The organism is Pseudomonas solani, from assembly GCF_026072635.1.
Lineage (GTDB): Bacteria > Pseudomonadota > Gammaproteobacteria > Pseudomonadales > Pseudomonadaceae > Metapseudomonas > Metapseudomonas solani.
Window position 1 is genome coordinate 1,155,012 of record NZ_AP023081.1, and the last position, 15,706, is coordinate 1,170,717.

At 65.5% G+C, this 15,706-nt stretch carries 13 protein-coding genes and 1 riboswitch; of the genes, 7 read left to right on the plus strand and 6 right to left on the minus strand.

What is annotated here, in order from left to right; all coding sequences use genetic code 11:
- Positions 1–9 precede the first annotated feature (9 nt).
- Both PSm6_RS05415 and PSm6_RS05420 read right to left on the minus strand, forming a co-directional pair.
- Positions 10–1,878 carry a DUF1302 domain-containing protein gene (locus tag PSm6_RS05415; protein ID WP_265169708.1) on the minus strand — a complete coding sequence of 623 codons (1,869 nt, stop codon included), beginning with the start codon at positions 1,876–1,878 and terminating at the stop codon, positions 10–12.
- A 244-nt stretch (positions 1,879–2,122) separates the two neighbouring features.
- Positions 2,123–3,805 carry a fatty acid--CoA ligase gene (locus PSm6_RS05420; protein WP_265169709.1) on the minus strand — a complete coding sequence of 561 codons (1,683 nt, stop codon included), beginning with the start codon at positions 3,803–3,805 and terminating at the stop codon, positions 2,123–2,125.
- A 181-nt stretch (positions 3,806–3,986) separates the two neighbouring features.
- Between PSm6_RS05420 and PSm6_RS05425 the strand changes: the two genes are divergently transcribed.
- Positions 3,987–5,162 (plus strand): acetyl-CoA C-acyltransferase, encoded by a 1,176-nt coding sequence (locus PSm6_RS05425; RefSeq protein ID WP_265169710.1) that lies wholly within the window; start codon positions 3,987–3,989, stop codon positions 5,160–5,162.
- Positions 5,163–5,244: 82 nt separating this feature from the next.
- Here the strand turns inward: PSm6_RS05425 and PSm6_RS05430 are convergent, their stop codons facing one another.
- On the minus strand, positions 5,245–6,429 hold the full coding sequence (locus tag PSm6_RS05430) for an MFS transporter (protein ID WP_265169711.1): 1,185 nt from the start codon (positions 6,427–6,429) through the stop codon (positions 5,245–5,247).
- An 89-nt stretch (positions 6,430–6,518) separates the two neighbouring features.
- Here PSm6_RS05430 and PSm6_RS05435 point away from each other — a divergent pair, with 89 nt between their 5' ends.
- Positions 6,519–7,301: an AraC family transcriptional regulator gene (locus tag PSm6_RS05435; RefSeq protein ID WP_265169712.1), complete on the plus strand. Its 783-nt coding sequence runs from the start codon at positions 6,519–6,521 to the stop codon at positions 7,299–7,301.
- A 78-nt stretch (positions 7,302–7,379) separates the two neighbouring features.
- On the opposite strand, the gene PSm6_RS05440 is transcribed toward PSm6_RS05435, so the two are convergent.
- Positions 7,380–8,009: a LysE family translocator gene (locus PSm6_RS05440; RefSeq protein ID WP_263402670.1), complete on the minus strand. Its 630-nt coding sequence runs from the start codon at positions 8,007–8,009 to the stop codon at positions 7,380–7,382.
- A 79-nt stretch (positions 8,010–8,088) separates the two neighbouring features.
- Here PSm6_RS05440 and PSm6_RS05445 point away from each other — a divergent pair, with 79 nt between their 5' ends.
- From PSm6_RS05445 to PSm6_RS05465, 5 genes are all read left to right on the plus strand, one after another.
- Positions 8,089–9,054, plus strand: coding sequence for a 2-hydroxyacid dehydrogenase (locus PSm6_RS05445; RefSeq protein WP_043246533.1), 966 nt, complete (start codon positions 8,089–8,091; stop codon positions 9,052–9,054).
- A 49-nt stretch (positions 9,055–9,103) separates the two neighbouring features.
- Positions 9,104–10,099, plus strand: a complete 996-nt coding sequence (locus tag PSm6_RS05450; protein WP_043246536.1) for a methyltransferase — start codon at positions 9,104–9,106, stop codon at positions 10,097–10,099.
- A gap of 88 nt (positions 10,100–10,187) precedes the next feature.
- The gene (locus PSm6_RS05455; RefSeq protein ID WP_081711651.1) at positions 10,188–11,660 is read left to right on the plus strand and encodes an amino acid permease; all 1,473 of its coding nucleotides are present in this window, start codon (positions 10,188–10,190) and stop codon (positions 11,658–11,660) included.
- 50 nt (positions 11,661–11,710) lie between these two features.
- Positions 11,711–11,830, plus strand: a riboswitch (yybP-ykoY riboswitch).
- 94 nt (positions 11,831–11,924) lie between these two features.
- Positions 11,925–12,503 carry a TMEM165/GDT1 family protein gene (locus PSm6_RS05460; protein ID WP_031288843.1) on the plus strand — a complete coding sequence of 193 codons (579 nt, stop codon included), beginning with the start codon at positions 11,925–11,927 and terminating at the stop codon, positions 12,501–12,503.
- Between the two features lie 112 nt (positions 12,504–12,615).
- Positions 12,616–13,062: a ketosteroid isomerase-related protein gene (locus PSm6_RS05465; RefSeq protein ID WP_021222272.1), complete on the plus strand. Its 447-nt coding sequence runs from the start codon at positions 12,616–12,618 to the stop codon at positions 13,060–13,062.
- A gap of 57 nt (positions 13,063–13,119) precedes the next feature.
- Here the strand turns inward: PSm6_RS05465 and PSm6_RS05470 are convergent, their stop codons facing one another.
- On the minus strand, positions 13,120–14,103 hold the full coding sequence (locus PSm6_RS05470; RefSeq protein WP_265169713.1) for an NAD-dependent epimerase/dehydratase family protein: 984 nt from the start codon (positions 14,101–14,103) through the stop codon (positions 13,120–13,122).
- A 281-nt stretch (positions 14,104–14,384) separates the two neighbouring features.
- Complete coding sequence (locus PSm6_RS05475; protein WP_021222270.1) at positions 14,385–15,200, minus strand: M48 family metallopeptidase; 816 nt, start codon at positions 15,198–15,200, stop codon at positions 14,385–14,387.
- Positions 15,201–15,706 lie beyond the last annotated feature (506 nt).

Below are 15,706 nucleotides of genomic sequence, written 5' to 3' on the forward strand. Positions count from 1 at the left end.
CCGGGCCGCTTAGAAGTTCACGCCAAAGCTGAGCGCGAGGAAGTCGCGATCGATCAGGGTGTTGTAGTCGCCACCGAAGAAATCGGTGTAGGACAGGCTGGCGGTGTAGGTGTTCTGGTACTCGGCATCCAGGCCCAGGCTGATGGCCTTGGCGCCTTCGGTGAAGGTACCGTTGGGGCCGTAACCATTGACGTCATGGGACCAGGCGATGTTCGGCTTCAGATTCACACCGGCGAAGGCGTCGTTGTAATCCCAGATGGCACGTGCGCGGTAACCCCAAGAGTTGCTGGTCACGAAGCCGTCGTCTTCGCAGTATTTGCGTTGGTTTTCACCGGCACCGTTCAGTGCTGCGCAAGTGTTCCCGCCCAGCAGAGCAGTCGGAGGCAGCGGACCCGGACCATAGATCGGGTCACGGCCATAACGGACCTTGCTGGTGCTTTCAAGTCCACCCACGTGGGTGAAGCCCACTTCACCGACCAACGTCAGACGCTCAGCACCCATTACCTGGTCGAAGAAATGGGTAAAGGTGGTCTGGAGTTGGGTGATCTCCTTGCGGTTGTAACCGTGAAGATCCTGGCCAGGCCGGCCGTTGAGCAGCGACGCGTTGGCGTAGGCGCCGCCCAGCAGTTTGACGCCGCCATACAGGACGTCGGTGGAGTTGATCTGTACCGGAGCGTTCGGACGGTAGCTGACCTCACCCGACCACGCAGTGCCGGTGGGCAGGGTGGTGGAGAAGCTCAGGCCATAGAGACGAATGTCTTCCGGGTACTCGATGAAGTACTTGGAGTTGGCGGCCACGACCAGAGGAGCAGCGGCACCAAAGCCTGGAGCGGCGGTGTAGACGCCACTGCCGGCAGCTGTGGCGCTGAAAATCGGCGCACGGCTGTGGTAGTTCATGAAATAAGCGCCGAACTCGGTGTCCAGCTCTTCGGAGAAGTAGCGCAGCGCGGTGCCCCACTGGCCGCCATCACGCGCATCGCGGTCTCCGCCCCGGGGAACGATTACACCCTCGCTGGTAGCGGTGACAGGAGAAACGCCGAGGAAAGCCGGCAAACCTGCGATCCCCCCGTTGATGGTCGCTAGCTGCAGGGCAGAGGGAGGGGTCAGAACGGCAAGATTGCCATCGCAACCATCGGCAACGATGTCCGGCTGTGCGAAGAAGGTGCCGCAGTTGTCAGTGACAGTCTGGTCCCACTCCAGTTGGTAGAAGGCTTCGGCGGAAAGATTGTCGGTCAGGCTCTGCGACACATAGAACATGTTGACCGGAATCAGACCTTCCTTGACCTCGGCACCGGGGCGGCGGAAGGCGGAGACGTCCACCGGGTTGATCGCGTTGATACCGTTCTGGATGAAGGTACTTTCACCCCAACTTACGACCTGCTTGCCCAAGCGCACGGAGCCCGGTTTATCTGCGATGTCGTAGTTGTGATAGACGAAGGCGTCGAGCAGCTGCGCGCCAGAGGACTGGGCAGCCTCTTTGCGGTTGTGGTCGTCGATGTCCTTGAACAGGCGGCTTTCGTCCTTCAGTTCGAAGTCGTACCAGTACTTGCCACGGACGAAGACGCCGGTATCACCGTACTTCAGCTCGAGGTCATGGATGCCCTTGAAGATCTTCGAGAAGGTTTCGCCCTTCTTGAAGTTCAGGTGGGAGTCATCGGAGGTCTGCGACAGGCCATCACCACCATTGTTCTTGCCGATCAGGTCCGCATCCGCACCGCGCATGGACCAGCTTGCACCGACCGACAACGAGGAATCGAACTGCCCCTCGATCTCGCCGATATTGAACGTTACGCCGAATGCCGGGGCGGCGAGAGTGGATGCGAGGCTGACGGCCAGTGGCAGTCGTGCCAGGCGCCAGAACGGTTTTCTTGTTGTCATCGACGCTACTCCATGTGTGTTTTTTTGTTATGGATTGGTGCGGACTATAGCCAGGAGGTAGTAGTGCTTGATCCCTCTAAAGTGTGATTTGCAGTCCGGCGAGCACTCTGGCTCGCAGGTTTGCAGACTAGCCCGATCTGGCGATTGGTAAAGCCGGGGTGAGCTGGCGCGGAGCCAGCAAATAACAAGCCAAGCGTTTGCTTGGTAGACAGGCCGGGCCTTGCGGGACCCGGCCTGAAGCGGCTCAGAGAGCGGAGAGGAAGGTGCTGCCCGTGGCCTGCCACTGGGCGATATCGACGCGGATGCGTTTCTTGTCCAGCTTGCCGACGCTGGTCTTGGGAATTTCAGTAACAACGGCGATCTGGCTGGGAATAGCCCACTTATTGATGTGACCTTGCTCTACGAAAGGCTTGAGGTGCTCCTTCAGCGTCTTGGCATCCAGGGCCTGGCCGTCACGCAGCACCAGCAGGGCGAAAGGCCGCTCCCCCCACTGCGGATCGGGTACCCCGACCACCGCCACTTCGCGCACTGCCGGGTGGCGGCTGACCAGGTCTTCCAGCTCCAGGGAGGAGATCCATTCGCCGCCGGTCTTGATCACGTCCTTGATGCGGTCGCGGATATCGATGAAGCCCATGCCGTCGATGGTGGCGACGTCGCCGGTGTGCAGCCAGCCCCCCTCCCACAGCTCCTGGCTCTTCTCCGGTTCGCGGAAGTAACCCTGGGTCAGCCAGGGCGAACGCAGCACCAGCTCGCCCTGGGACTCGCCATCCGCCGGCAGGAACTTGCCCTCGGCGTCGATGATCGCCGCGTCCACCAGGGGCACTGGTACACCGGCCTTGATGCGGTAGGTGGTGCGCTCGTCTTCGCTGCCGGCCAGCAGCTCGTCGTTCATGTGCGCGCAGGAAATCATCGGGCAGGTCTCGGACATGCCGTAGGCCGCCGTCAGATGGATGCCACGTGCCTTGGCGGCGTCGTACAGCGAGCGATTCAGCGAACTGCCGCCGATGATCAGCTTCCAGCCGTTGAAATCCACGCCCTGGGCGGCCTTGGCGTTCATCACCATCTGCAGGATGGTCGGCACGCAATGGGAGAAGGTGACCTTCTCGCGACGCCACAGCTCCACCAGCAGTTCCGGATCGTAACGCCCGGGGTAGACCTGCTTGACCCCCAACATGGTGGCCACGTAGGGCACGCCCCAGGCATGCACGTGGAACATCGGGGTGATGGGCATGTACACGTCGTCGTTGGCCATCAGGCTGGGGCTGTGCACCGAGCCCATCATGCTGGCCATGGCCATGGTGTGCAGCACCAGTTGGCGGTGGGTGAAGTACACACCCTTGGGGTTGCCGGTGGTGCCGGTCGTATAGAAGGTGGTGGCGAGGGAGTTCTCGTCGAAGTCGGGGAAGTCGTAGCGGGTGGAGGCGGCGGCCATCAGGGTTTCGTATTCGCCGACGAGGCTCGGCAGGTCGGCGCTCTTGTCGGCGGCGTCGGTCAGCAGGAGGGTTTTCTCGACCGTGGTCAGCTGGCCCTCGATGGCCTTGTAGATCGGCACGAACTCGCTGTTGACCAGCACGAAGCGGTCCTCGGCGTGGTTCATGGTGTAGAGGATCTGGTCCGGGGACAGGCGGATGTTGATGGTGTGCAGCACCGCGCCGATCATCGGGATGGCGAACATGCATTCCAGGTAACGGTGGCTGTCCCAGTCCATCACCGCCACGGTGTCACCCGCCTTTACGCCGGCATCGGTCAGCAGGTTGGCCAGGCGCGCGACGCGCTCGTTGAAGGTGGCGTAGTTGTAGCGGACCAGATCGCGGTAGACGATTTCCCGGGTCTTCTCGTAGCGGCTGCCGGAGAGCAGCAGGCCTTTGATCAGCAAGGGGTACTGGTAGGCGTTGTCGGCCGGTTTGATGATTCGGGTCTGCACCATGGAAATGCACCTGCGCGCGAGGGATGTAGTTATTGATTTCTCCGCACTCTAGGGCCCTGCGTCCAGGCATAAATCAGTCAAAAGAATGATTTGCACGTGACCCTTTAGCCACTTTCGGTCACGAGATAGAATCCGCCCCATCGGCCAGTCTCGGCCCATCACCCGAAGAGGTAGGAACAAGATGTCTGAGATCGTAATCGTCAGCGGCGCCCGCACCCCGATGGGCGGTTTCCAGGGCAGCCTTTCCGGCGTTTCCGCCGTGGACCTGGGCGCGGCGGCGATCCGCGAAGCGGTGGCCCGTGCCGGCATCGACGCCGCCGACGTGCAGGAAGTGATCATGGGCTGCGTACTGCCCGCCGGTCTCAAGCAGGGCCCGGCCCGCCAGGCCTCGCTGAACGCCGGCCTGCCCGCCGCCACCGGCTGCACCACCATCAACAAGCTGTGCGGCTCCGGCATGAAGGCGGTGATGCTGGCCCACGACCTGCTCAAGGCCGGCAGCAACAGCGTGATGGTCGCCGGCGGCATGGAGAGCATGTCCAACGCCCCCTACGTGCTGGAGAAGGCCCGCACCGGCCTGCGCATGGGCCACGGCGAGATCAAGGACCACATGTTCCTCGACGGCCTGGAAGATGCCCGCACCGGCCGCCTGATGGGCTCCTTCGCCCAGGAGACCGCCGACACCTACAAGGTCACCCGCGAGGAGATGGACGCCTACGCCATCGAGTCCCTCAAGCGTGCCCAGGCCGCCATCGCCGAGGGCGCCCTCGCCGCCGAGATCGTCCCGGTCACCGTCACCACCCGCAAGGGTGAGACCCTGGTGAAGGACGACGAGCAGCCGCTGACCGCCAACCTCGACAAGATCCCCGGCCTGCGCCCGGCCTTCCGCAAGGACGGCACCATCACCGCCGCCAACGCCAGCTCCATCTCCGACGGCGCCAGCGCCCTGGTGCTGATGACCGCCGAGGAAGCCCAGCGCCGCGGCCTCAAGCCCCTGGCCAAGATCGTCGCCCACGCCACCCAGAGCCAGGACCCGAGCGAATTCACCCTCGCCCCCATCGGCGCCATGACCAACCTGTTCAAGAAGACTGGCTGGAACAAGGACGATGTGGACCTGTTCGAAATCAACGAAGCCTTCGCCATGGTCACCATGCTCGCCATGCGTGAACACGGCCTGGACCACGCCAAGGTCAACGTCTACGGCGGCGCCTGCGCCCAGGGCCACCCGGTCGGTTCCACCGGCTCGCGCATCATCCTCACCCTGATCAACGCCCTGCGTAACAAGGGTGGCAAGCGCGGTGTCGCCTCGCTGTGCATCGGCGGCGGCGAAGCCACGGCCGTGGCGGTCGAGCTGCTGTAAAGCGCCTCCTCGGGAAACGCAAAGGGGCTCCCGGACCACGGTCCGGGAGCCCCTTTTTCATTCAGTCTTCATGCCGGCACGCTCAGACGGGCACCGCCTTCGGCGCATGGGCCGGCGTCTTCGGGAACACCAGCGCCGCGACGAAGGTCGCCACGCCGAAGCCCGCCAGCACGAGGTACAGCCCCACCAACCCCTGGCGCGGCTCGATGAAGGCGATCATCGGGATGGCCGCTGCACTGGCGCCGAAGGACACGAAGTAGCGCAGGGCAAAGACCCGCGCCTGCCATTGCGGCGCGACGAAGTTGGCCACCATCGCGTCATTCACCGTCACCTGGCCGAACACCGCGAACATGAAGGCGGCGCCCAGGGCGATCACCATCCAGCCATCGCCGTAGGCCATCGCCACCAGCAACGGGCCCTGGCACAGGGTCATCACCACGAAGGGCAGTTTCAGGCTGCAACGGTCCAGCACCCGCCCCATCAGCAGCTGCGCCACGGCGCCGAAGGCATAGGCGATGCTGACCACGATGCCCAGGCTCTCGGGCGACGAGAACAGCTCCACCAGGCGCTCCTGGAACAGCTTCGGGTAGGTCATGGTCGAGGCGTTGAAGATTACCCCGCCGGTGGCGGTCACCAGCGCCAGCACGCCGAACACCAGGCGCATCGACACCTGCCCCGTACCGGCACCGCGCTTCGCCCCGGCGGCCGCGACGGGGGCTGCCTCATCCCGCACGCAGAAGGCGAACCAGACGCCGATGGCCACGGACAGCGCCCCGGGCAGGATGAAGGCCGCGCGCCAGCCGAAATGGGCGGTGAGAAAGCCCGTCAGCAGCGCGGAGAAGGCCACGCCCAGGTTGCCCCACATGCCATTGATGCCGATCTCGCGGCCACGGTTCTCCGCATGGGCCACCAGCATCGCCGTACCCACCGGGTGATAGATGGCGGCGAAGACCCCCACCAGTGTCAGCCCCAGCACCAGCATCGGCGTGCTGTTGCTCAGCCCGGTGAAGATGGCGGCGGCGCCAATGCCGATGAAGAACGCCAGCATCATCTGCCGGCGGCTCCACTTGTCTCCCAGCCAGCCGGCCGGTAGCGAGCAGGCACCGAAGGCGATGAAGCCGCCCAGGGACAAGCCAATCAGTTCGGCATAGGACAGCCCGAAGGTGGCGGTCATGCCCAGCACGGCGGCAGGGAAGATGAGCATGAACATGTGATCGATGATGTGGGCGGCGTTGATGAAACGGATGACGGTACGCGGTCGGTTCATGGCAGTTTCGCTGCTGTTTGGTTGTTGTGGACCGCCATGCTAGGTTGGCCGACCGACAGCTTTCTGCCAAAAAGATCATCGGATCAGCCATGTTCATCGACCACCTACCGCTGGGCCGGATCGGCGCCGTTGCCCTGGACTATCCCGACAACGCCCACGTCGACCTGCACCTGCACAACCAGGCGCAGTTCCTCTATGCCGCCCAGGGGCTGATGCGCCTGGTTACCGAAGCCGGCGCCTGGGTCATTCCGCCGACCCGCGCGGTGTGGATCCCACCGGGCATCGAGCACCAGATATTCATGTCCGGGCAGGTGCAGATGCGCACCCTGTTCATCGCCGCCGAGGCCGCGCCGCCAGCGCTGGATACCTGCTGCGTGCTGGCGGTGCCGCCGCTGTTGCGCGAGCTGATCCTGCGTCTGGTGGAGCTGGAGGCACGCGACGCCGACGACGAGCACCGCACCCTGGTGCAACGCCTGATCCTCCAAGAGATCGCCGCCCTGGAGCGCATGCCGCTGCACCTGCCGATGCCCCGCGACCGCCGCCTGCAGGCCATCTGCCTGGCCCTGCTGGAGACGCCGGACAGCAGCCGTACCCTCGACGACTGGAGCCTGCAGGTGGGCGCCAGCACCCGCACCCTGTCCCGCCTGTTCGCCCAGGAGCTGGGCATGAACTTCAACGACTGGCGCCAGCAGCTGCGCCTCACCGAGGCCCTGCCGCGCCTGCTGGCCGGGCACAGTGTGCAGAAGGTCGCCAGCGACCTGGGCTACGGCAGCGGCCGCGCCTTCAGCGCCATGTTCCGCCGCCTGCTGGGGGAAAATCCGAGGGAATACGTCGCCAGCCTGGGCTTGCTGGCGACGCTGGAGAAGGCGTGATGGGTTTCGCGGAGCTCTACCCATCCTACGTATACCTGTGCCCTGCGTTGCGGTGATGGTTTTGCAGAGTGCAGCCCCTCACTTCATCGAAGTGAACGCCAGCTTGACCCCCAGCCCCACCAGCACTGCACCCATCAGCCGGTCGAACCAGTGGCCCATGCGAGCGAAGCCGCTGCGCACCCGTTGCTGGCTGAACAGCAAAGCCACCAGGCAGAACCAGATCGCCGTGGCACAAGCCAGGTAGAGGCCGTAGCCGGCCTGGATGGTCAGCGGCGTGTGCGGGTTGATGACCACGGTGAACAGCGAGAGGAAGAACAGCGTCGCCTTGGGGTTCAGGCCATTGGTGATGAAGCCGGTAACGAAGGCCCCGCGCGGGCTGCGCTCGGCGGCGGTGAGGTCGGCCTCGGTGGCGACCGGGTCCGCCGGCTTGGCGCGCAGTGCCTTGATACCGATGTACAGCAGGTAGGCCGCCGCCAGCCACTTCAGGGCGTTGAAGGCGACGATGGACTGGGAAACGATCAAGCCGATGCCCAGCAGCGAATAGGCCACGTGGACGAAAATGCCGGTGCCCACGCCTATGGCCGTCCAAGTGCCAGCGCGGCGACCGTGGGCAACGCTTTCGCGCACGACGATGGCGAAATCCGGGCCGGGGCTGGCCACGGCCAGCAGGTGGATCAAGGCAACGGTGAGGAATTCCGCCCAGTACATGGGACCTCCGAATAATGGGAAAGGCTCTGATAGGCTGGCAACCTTACGCCTACCTCTGCCTCGGAAAAAGGTACAGCTGATGACCAACAGCCTCCGCGCGGTCTTCCTCGACCACGCCTCCCTCGATCTCGGCGATCTCGATCTCACGCCACTGCGCCAGCACTTCGCCGACCTGCAGCTGCACGACCAGACCGGCCACCGCGATGTCGTCGAGCGCCTGCACGGCGCCCAGGTCGCCATCAGCAACAAGGTGACCATCGATGCCGCCGCCATCGCCGAGCTGCCGGAGCTGAAGCTGGTCCTGGTCAGCGCCACCGGCACCAACAACATCGACCTCGCCGCCGCCCGCGCCCGTGGCATCACCGTGTGCAACTGCCAGGGCTACGGCACCCCGTCCGTGGCCCAGCACACCCTGATGCTGCTGCTCAACCTGGCCACCCGCTTCGTCGACTACCGCGAAGCCGTGCGCCACGACCACTGGCAGAAGGCGACCCAGTTCTGCCTGCTGGACTTCCCCATCGTCGAACTGGAGGGCAAGACCCTCGGCCTGCTCGGCCATGGCGAACTGGGCAGCGCCGTGGCGCGCCTGGCCGAAGCCTTCGGCATGCGCGTGCTGCTCGGTGCCCTGCCCGGCCGGCCGCCTCGCGAAGACCGCCTGCCCCTGGCTGCACTGCTGCCCCAGGTGGACGCCCTGACCCTGCACTGCCCGCTCAACGAGCACACCCGCAACCTGATCGACGCCGAGCAGTTGGCGCTGATGAAGCCCGGCGCCTTCCTGGTCAACACCGCGCGTGGCGGCCTGGTCAACGAACACGCCCTGGCCGACGCCCTGCGCAGCGGCCACCTGGGCGGTGCCGCCACCGACGTGCTGACCCAGGAGCCGCCGAAGGACGGCAACCCGCTGCTGGCCGTGGACATCCCGCGGCTGATCGTCACCCCGCACAACGCCTGGGGCAGCCGTGAGGCGCGGCAGCGCATCGTCGTGCAGATGGCGGAGAACCTGGATGCCTGGCTGAAGGGAACGCCTCGCCGCACGGTCAGCTAAGGCCTAAAAGATTCTGATAAAATTCTCGGTTTTTATCAGGATCTACCCAATGGACCCGCGCAGCGAAGTACTGCTCCGACAGGCCGACCTGTTCCTTGGCCCGCTGCTTCTGGCGGGCCTTCCCGCCGACGACCTGCTGGGCGAACTGCCCCAGGCACGCGGCTGGACCTGGCACATCGGCGAGCAGAACGCCCTGGAAGCGCGCTTCCCCGGGCGCTGCGAATTCAGCGTCAACGCGCCCGAAGCCCCCTTCGAAGCCGCCGTGCTGTTCCTGCCCAAATCCCGCGAGCTGACCGACTACCTGCTCACCGCCCTGGCCGCGCGCCTGCCCGGCAAGCCGCTGTACCTGGTGGGCGAGAAGCGAGCGGGCATCGAACGTGCCGCCCGCCAGTTGGAGCCCTTCGGCAAACCGCGCAAGCTCGACAGCGCCCGCCACTGCCAGCTCTGGCAGGTGCAGGTGGACCAGGCGCCGGCGGTGCCGGACCTCGAAGCCCTGGCCCAGCGCTACAGCCTCGACCTGGCCGACGGCCCGCTGCAGGTAGTGAGCCTGCCCGGCGTGTTCAGCCACGGCCGCCTGGATCGCGGCAGCGCCCTGCTGCTGGACAACCTGGCCAAGCTGCCCACCGGCAAGGTGCTGGATTTCGGCTGCGGCGCCGGGGTGCTCGGTGCGGCGCTCAAGCGACGTTATCCACAGAGCCAGCTGGTGATGCTGGATGTCGACGCCTTCGCCATCGCCGCCAGCCGGCTGACCCTGGCCGCCAACGGGCTGGAGGCAGACGTGATCGCCGGTGACGGCATCCACGCCGCGCCCAAGCTGCTCTCGGCCATCGTCAGCAACCCACCCTTCCACCAGGGCGTGCACACCGACTACCAGGCCAGCGAAACGCTGCTGCGCGAGGCCGTGCGCCACCTGCTGGTGGGCGGCGAACTGCGCCTGGTGGCCAACAGCTTCCTCAAATACCAACCCCTGATCGAACAGGCGCTCGGCGGTTGCCGCACCCTGGCCGAAGGGGAGGGTTTCCGCATCTACAGCGCCCGCCGCTGAAAGGCGGGCACCCGCGCACCATCCATACTCGAGCGGCACCCGATAGCCGCAACACGCCCGGCGAAGCACCGGGCACCTGGAGTTTTTCTTGACTGACCTCGACACTGCCGCCCCCACCGCCAGCAGCGGCCTGCACCGTTCGCTGAAGCCCCGCCACCTGAACATGATCGCCATCGGCGGCTCCATCGGTACCGGCCTGTTCGTCGCTTCCGGCGCCACCGTGGCCACAGCCGGCCCGGGCGGTGCCCTGCTGGCCTACGCGCTGATCGGCGTGATGGTCTACTTCCTCATGACCAGCCTCGGCGAGATGGCCGCGCACATGCCGGTTTCCGGCTCGTTCAGCACCTATGGCAGCCGTTTCGTCGACGATGGCTTCGGCTTCGCCCTGGGCTGGAACTATTGGTACAACTGGGCGGTGACCATCGCCGCCGAACTGGTGGCCGCGCAGCTGATCATGAGCTTCTGGTTCCCCGACACACCGGGCATCTACTGGAGCGCGCTGTTCCTGGCGCTGATGTTCCTGCTCAACGTCATCTCGGTGAAAGGCTTCGGCGAGAGCGAGTTCTGGTTCGCACTGATCAAGGTGGTCACGGTGGTGATCTTCATCATCATCGGCCTGGCCACCATCTTCGGCGTGATGAGCGGCATGGAATCCCCCGGTTTCAGCCACTTCACCCAGGGTGACGCGCCCTTCGTCGGTGGACTGCAGGCCATGGTCGGGGTGGCGATGATCGCCGGCTTCTCCTTCCAGGGCACCGAGCTGATCGGCATCGCCGCCGGCGAGTCGGAGAACCCGCGCAAGAACATCCCCATCGCCATCCGCCAGGTGTTCTGGCGCATCCTGATGTTCTACGTCCTGGCGATCTTCGTGATCGGCATGCTGATCCCCTACACCGACCCGAGCCTGCTGCAGAACGACGCCAGCGACATCAGCGTCTCGCCCTTCACCCTGCTGTTCGAGCGCGCCGGCTTCGCCGCCGCCGCCGGGGTGATGAACGCGGTGATCCTCACGGCCATCCTCTCGGCCGGCAACTCGGGGATGTACGCCTCCACGCGCATGCTCTACACCCTCGCCACCCAGGGCAAGGCGCCACGCCTGTTCGCCCGCGTTTCCGCCAGCGGCGTGCCGCGCAACGCCCTCTACGCCACCACCCTGGTGGGCGCGCTGTGCTTCTTCACCGCGGCCTTCGGCGAGTCGACCCTCTACACCTGGCTGCTCAACACCTCGGGCATGTGCGGCTTCATCGCCTGGCTGGGCATCGCCATCTCCCACTACCGCTTCCGCAAGGGCTACCTGCTCCAGGGCGGGCGCCTGGAAGACCTGCCCTATCGCGCCAAGCTGTTCCCCTTCGGCCCGCTGTTCGCCTTCGCCCTGTGCCTGGTGATCACCCTCGGGCAGAACTACGAGGCCCTGGTGGGCGAGCACATCGACTGGGCCGGGCTGGCCGCCACTTACATCAGCCTGCCGCTGTTCCTCGCCATCTGGTTCGGCTACCGCCTGAAGAACGGCAGCCGCACCGTGCGCTACGCCGAGATGGACGTGCGCGCCACCGACAGCTGACGAACAGCGCAACGGCGGGCTTGCCCGGCACGCCCGCCTTGTGCAAAATGCGCCCCGTCCTAGGGGAGTAGTCTCCCGCGAGCGCCCTGCTCGCCAGGCACGCGTCAACATACTTGGTCCACAGACCATGGCGCGTGCGACCCAAGCCTGCCTAGACAGGCCAGCGGTTTGACAAGACCTATGACACGAACAACCTGGCCCGGGGCGGGCAGGCTGTACGTGTCATGGTGATTAGTCGAACCCGCCCCCGTAGGAACCCTGATGCTGGAATCCCTGTTCGTCCCCACACTGATCGTTGCCCTGGCGGAAATCGGCGATAAGACTCAATTGCTCGCCCTGCTCCTGGCCGCGCGCTTCCGCAAACCCTGGCCGATCATCTGGGGCATCGTCGCCGCCACCCTGGCCAACCACTTCGCCGCCGGCGCCGTGGGCAACTGGGTCGCCAGCTTCTTCTCCGCCGCCACCCTGAGCTGGATCCTCGCCGCCTCCTTCGTGGCCGTGGCGCTGTGGACGCTGGTGCCCGACAAGCTGGACGACGACGAGGAATCCGGCCTGAAGAAATACGGCCCCTTTCTCACCACCCTCATCGCCTTCTTCCTCGCCGAGATGGGTGACAAGACCCAGGTCGCGACCGTGATGCTGGCCGCTCAGTACCCGCATTTCATCCTCGTGGTCGCGGGTACCACCCTGGGCATGCTGCTGGCCAACGTGCCGGTGGTGCTGGCCGGCAACTTCGCCGCCGATAAGCTGCCGCTGACCCTGATCCGCCGCCTCGCCGCCCTGGCCTTCGCTGCCCTGGCCATCTACGCCGTGTACAAGGCGCTCACCCTCGGCGCGGCCTGAACCGCGTCACCGGCCTGACGCCAGTTCGCTGGCGTTTCGGCCAATGGCAGCGCCGCGCCAACTGGTAGATTCCTCGCCCTACTGCCGGCCCGACCAGGGAGGAGGAAAGCAGATGACGTCGACCGACGACCGCAAGCGCGTGGCGCGCCAGCATATCGACCTGTCCTGGAACAAGGGGCGCGTGGCGCTCGCCGAGCAGCTGCAGAGCAAGGACTTCCTCTACAAGAGCTCGTTCATGCCGGGCCCGCTGGACGGCGAGGGCTACCGCGAGATGGTGCTGAAGATCCGCGACGCCATGCCCGACCTGGAAGTGGTGGTGGAGGAGTGCATCGCCGAGGAAGCCCATGTCTTCACCTGGTGCACCCTGATCGGCAGCATCCACAAGCCGGCCCTCGGCTACCCGCCCAGCGACCGCATCCTCAGCATCTCCGCCATGGCCTTCTGGACCTTCAACAGCCGGGGCGAAGTGCAGGAGATCTGCACCATGTTCGACATGGAAAGCTTCCGCGCCCAGCTCGGCCTGAGCAACCGCGCCTATGCGGAAAAAGCCTTGCCCTGATCAGCCCTCCACGGGTAGCCCGGGCTTCAGCCCGGGACGCACCTGACGAGCCCTTCCTCAGAGATACCCGTTCTCACCGAACCAGCGGATGGCCCGGCGCAGGGTGTCGTCCAGCGCCACCTCCGCCTGGAAGCCCAGCTCGGCTGCAGCCTTGGCGCCATCGAGAAACTGCCCGCCGGCCATGGCGGCGATGCTGGTCGGGTCGATTTTCAGCGCCTCGCCGCTCATGCGCTGGCGCAGGCGCTGCAGGGCCGCCATGCCCCGGGCGACTGCCAATGGCATCGGCGTGGGCGCAGCCACCTCCAGCAGCCGGGCGATGTGCGCGGTCAGCTCGGCCATTTCGATGTTGGTCCCGGTGATCAGGTAGCGCTCTCCGGCACGGCCCTTCTCCAGCGCCAGCAGCAGTCCACGCCCGGCCTCCCCGGCATCGATGACATTGCGTTGCCCCTCCACGTAGCGGCTCATGGCGCCACTGGCGATGGCCGTGATCAGGCGCCCGCTGGAAGGGCCGGCATCGAACTCGCCCAGGGCCATGCCGGGAATGCCGATCACCACCGGCAGGCCGGCACGGGCCTGCTCGCGGGCCTGTCGGTCCAGCGCCCATTTGCACAGCAGGTAGGGGTTCTTCCAACGCGGCATCTCGTCGTAGAACAACCCCTCGTGCCCCCGCTCACCGTCGGGATGGCGCGGCAGCGCGACCGACGCACCGACATGGAGGATGCGCGGCACATGGGCGGAAAGACAGGCGGCGTAGAAGTGGTTGGTTTCGTCGAGGGCGCTGGCCACGGCATCCTGCCAGCGCCGGTGTCGGGTGGGCGCGTCGTCGGAGCAGAACACCACGCCGTCCAGGTCGGCCAGTGCGCGGCTCAGTTGCGAGTGGTCGAAGAGCTCTGCGGAATGCAATTCCGGGTCGAGGTAGCCCAGGCGCTCGATGCGCGAGGCGGGGTGATGGATCAGCACCAGCTCATGGCCCGCTGCGCGGATGGCGCGGGCGGTGTGATGGCCCAGCAGGCCGGTGGCGCCAAGGACTGCGATCTTCACGGGAGACCTCGAATGCTCGCCGCCTGCATCATGCCGGTGGCGGCGAGCAGTCCAGGCTCTTTACGAAAAGTGCCTGCGCTCGGTGATGCTTCGTTAAAAACGGGTTCGGAATGCTCATTTACAGCTCGTAAACTCCGCTTCCTCACCCATTTTTACGGACTGGCGCGCGCCCTTCGGGCCAGCCTCCGGCTGTTACTCCCGTTGGTCGTTGCGCCTCGCCTGACCGTCGCTCGGCGACTTTTCGTACAAACCCTAGGACAGCCTTTTCAGGGCCGCCAGCCTCACTTGGCCTTGGCTTGCTGATAGAACGGCATGACCTTGGGAATGGCAGCCTGGAGGGACGAAATACGCGAGCTGGAAGACGGGTGGGTGCTCATGAATTCCGGCGGCGCGCCTTCGCTGGCCTTGCTCATCTTCTGCCACAGGGTGATGGCGGCGTTGGGGTTGTAGCCGGCACGGGCGGACAGCTCGAGGCCGATCAGGTCCGCCTCGTTCTCGTTGCCACGGCTGTTGGGCAGGGTCATCAGGTATTCCACACCCTGGTTGGCCATCTGCAGGCTCTGGTCGCCGGCGCCCAGCAGGGAACCGAGCTGGGTGGCCATCTGCACGCCGTAGGCCTTGGACATGGCCTCGCGGCCGTGCTCGCGCAGGGCGTGGGCGATCTCGTGGCCCATCACCGCCGCCAGTTCGTCGTCGGTGAGCTTGAGCTGATCGATCAGGCCGCTGTAGACGATGATCTTGCCGCCCGGGCCGCAGTTGGCGTTGAGCTCTTCGCTGTCGATCACGTTGGCTTCCCAGGCCCAGCTGCCGGCATCGGGGCGGAACACCGTGGTCTGGGCGATCAGCCGCTTGGCGATGGCCGAGACGCGCTTGGCATCGGCACTGTTCTTGTCCAGCACGCCCTGCTGCGACGCCTCGGACAGGGTCTGCTGGTAGGACTGGGCGTACATCTGGTTCACCTGCTGTTCGGACAGCATGCTGAACATGTACTGCTTGCGCTCGACGCCGACTGCGCCGCCGCTGGTGGTATTGACTGCCTGGCATCCGGCCAGCAGCAGGGACAGCGCGAGGCTGCCGAGGATGTGAGACTTCGTCACTGTGACTCTCCTGTGAAAACTGCGCCGTACTCTATGCCTGCGCCACACCCCGGAGCAACCGGAGGCCTTGCCATCCAGCGACTTGCGTTCTTTTCTTGTGAAGCAGGCTCATGCTTCGCCGACTGTCGGCCGATATGTCATGGACCAAGGCTGTACCTGAGACTCCGGGAGTTCCCATGAAATTCAGATCGATCCAGTTTTCGGTCGCGACGCTGGCCGGTGCCAGCGTGCTCGCCGTGGTGGTGGCCCTCGTCCTCTACGCGCTGTTCGCCGGCGCCCGGACCCAGGAGCTGGTACAGACACGAACCCAGGCGCTGCTGGAGCAGATCATCAGCGAGCGCCTGCTCAGCCTCGCCGCCTCCCAGGTCTCGGACATCCAGCGCGAGCTGGCCTACCCGATGACCGTGGCCAGCAGCCTGGCGCAGACCAACGCCCTGGCCGGTGAAACCGACGAGAGTGGTGCCGTGGCGATGGACAGCAGCCGCCCGGAGATGATCAACCTGTTG

What these genes read in the sequence shown, in the direction of transcription:
- PSm6_RS05415 (WP_265169708.1), bottom strand. Translation starts at nt 1,878, where the DNA reads ATGACAACAAGAAAACCGTTCTGGCGCCTGGCACGACTGCCACTGGCC.
- PSm6_RS05420 (WP_265169709.1), bottom strand. Translation starts at nt 3,805, where the DNA reads ATGGTGCAGACCCGAATCATCAAACCGGCCGACAACGCCTACCAGTAC.
- PSm6_RS05425 (WP_265169710.1), top strand. Translation starts at nt 3,987, where the DNA reads ATGTCTGAGATCGTAATCGTCAGCGGCGCCCGCACCCCGATGGGCGGT.
- PSm6_RS05430 (WP_265169711.1), bottom strand. Translation starts at nt 6,429, where the DNA reads ATGAACCGACCGCGTACCGTCATCCGTTTCATCAACGCCGCCCACATC.
- PSm6_RS05435 (WP_265169712.1), top strand. Translation starts at nt 6,519, where the DNA reads ATGTTCATCGACCACCTACCGCTGGGCCGGATCGGCGCCGTTGCCCTG.
- PSm6_RS05440 (WP_263402670.1), bottom strand. Translation starts at nt 8,009, where the DNA reads ATGTACTGGGCGGAATTCCTCACCGTTGCCTTGATCCACCTGCTGGCC.
- PSm6_RS05445 (WP_043246533.1), top strand. Translation starts at nt 8,089, where the DNA reads ATGACCAACAGCCTCCGCGCGGTCTTCCTCGACCACGCCTCCCTCGAT.
- PSm6_RS05450 (WP_043246536.1), top strand. Translation starts at nt 9,104, where the DNA reads ATGGACCCGCGCAGCGAAGTACTGCTCCGACAGGCCGACCTGTTCCTT.
- PSm6_RS05465 (WP_021222272.1), top strand. Translation starts at nt 12,616, where the DNA reads ATGACGTCGACCGACGACCGCAAGCGCGTGGCGCGCCAGCATATCGAC.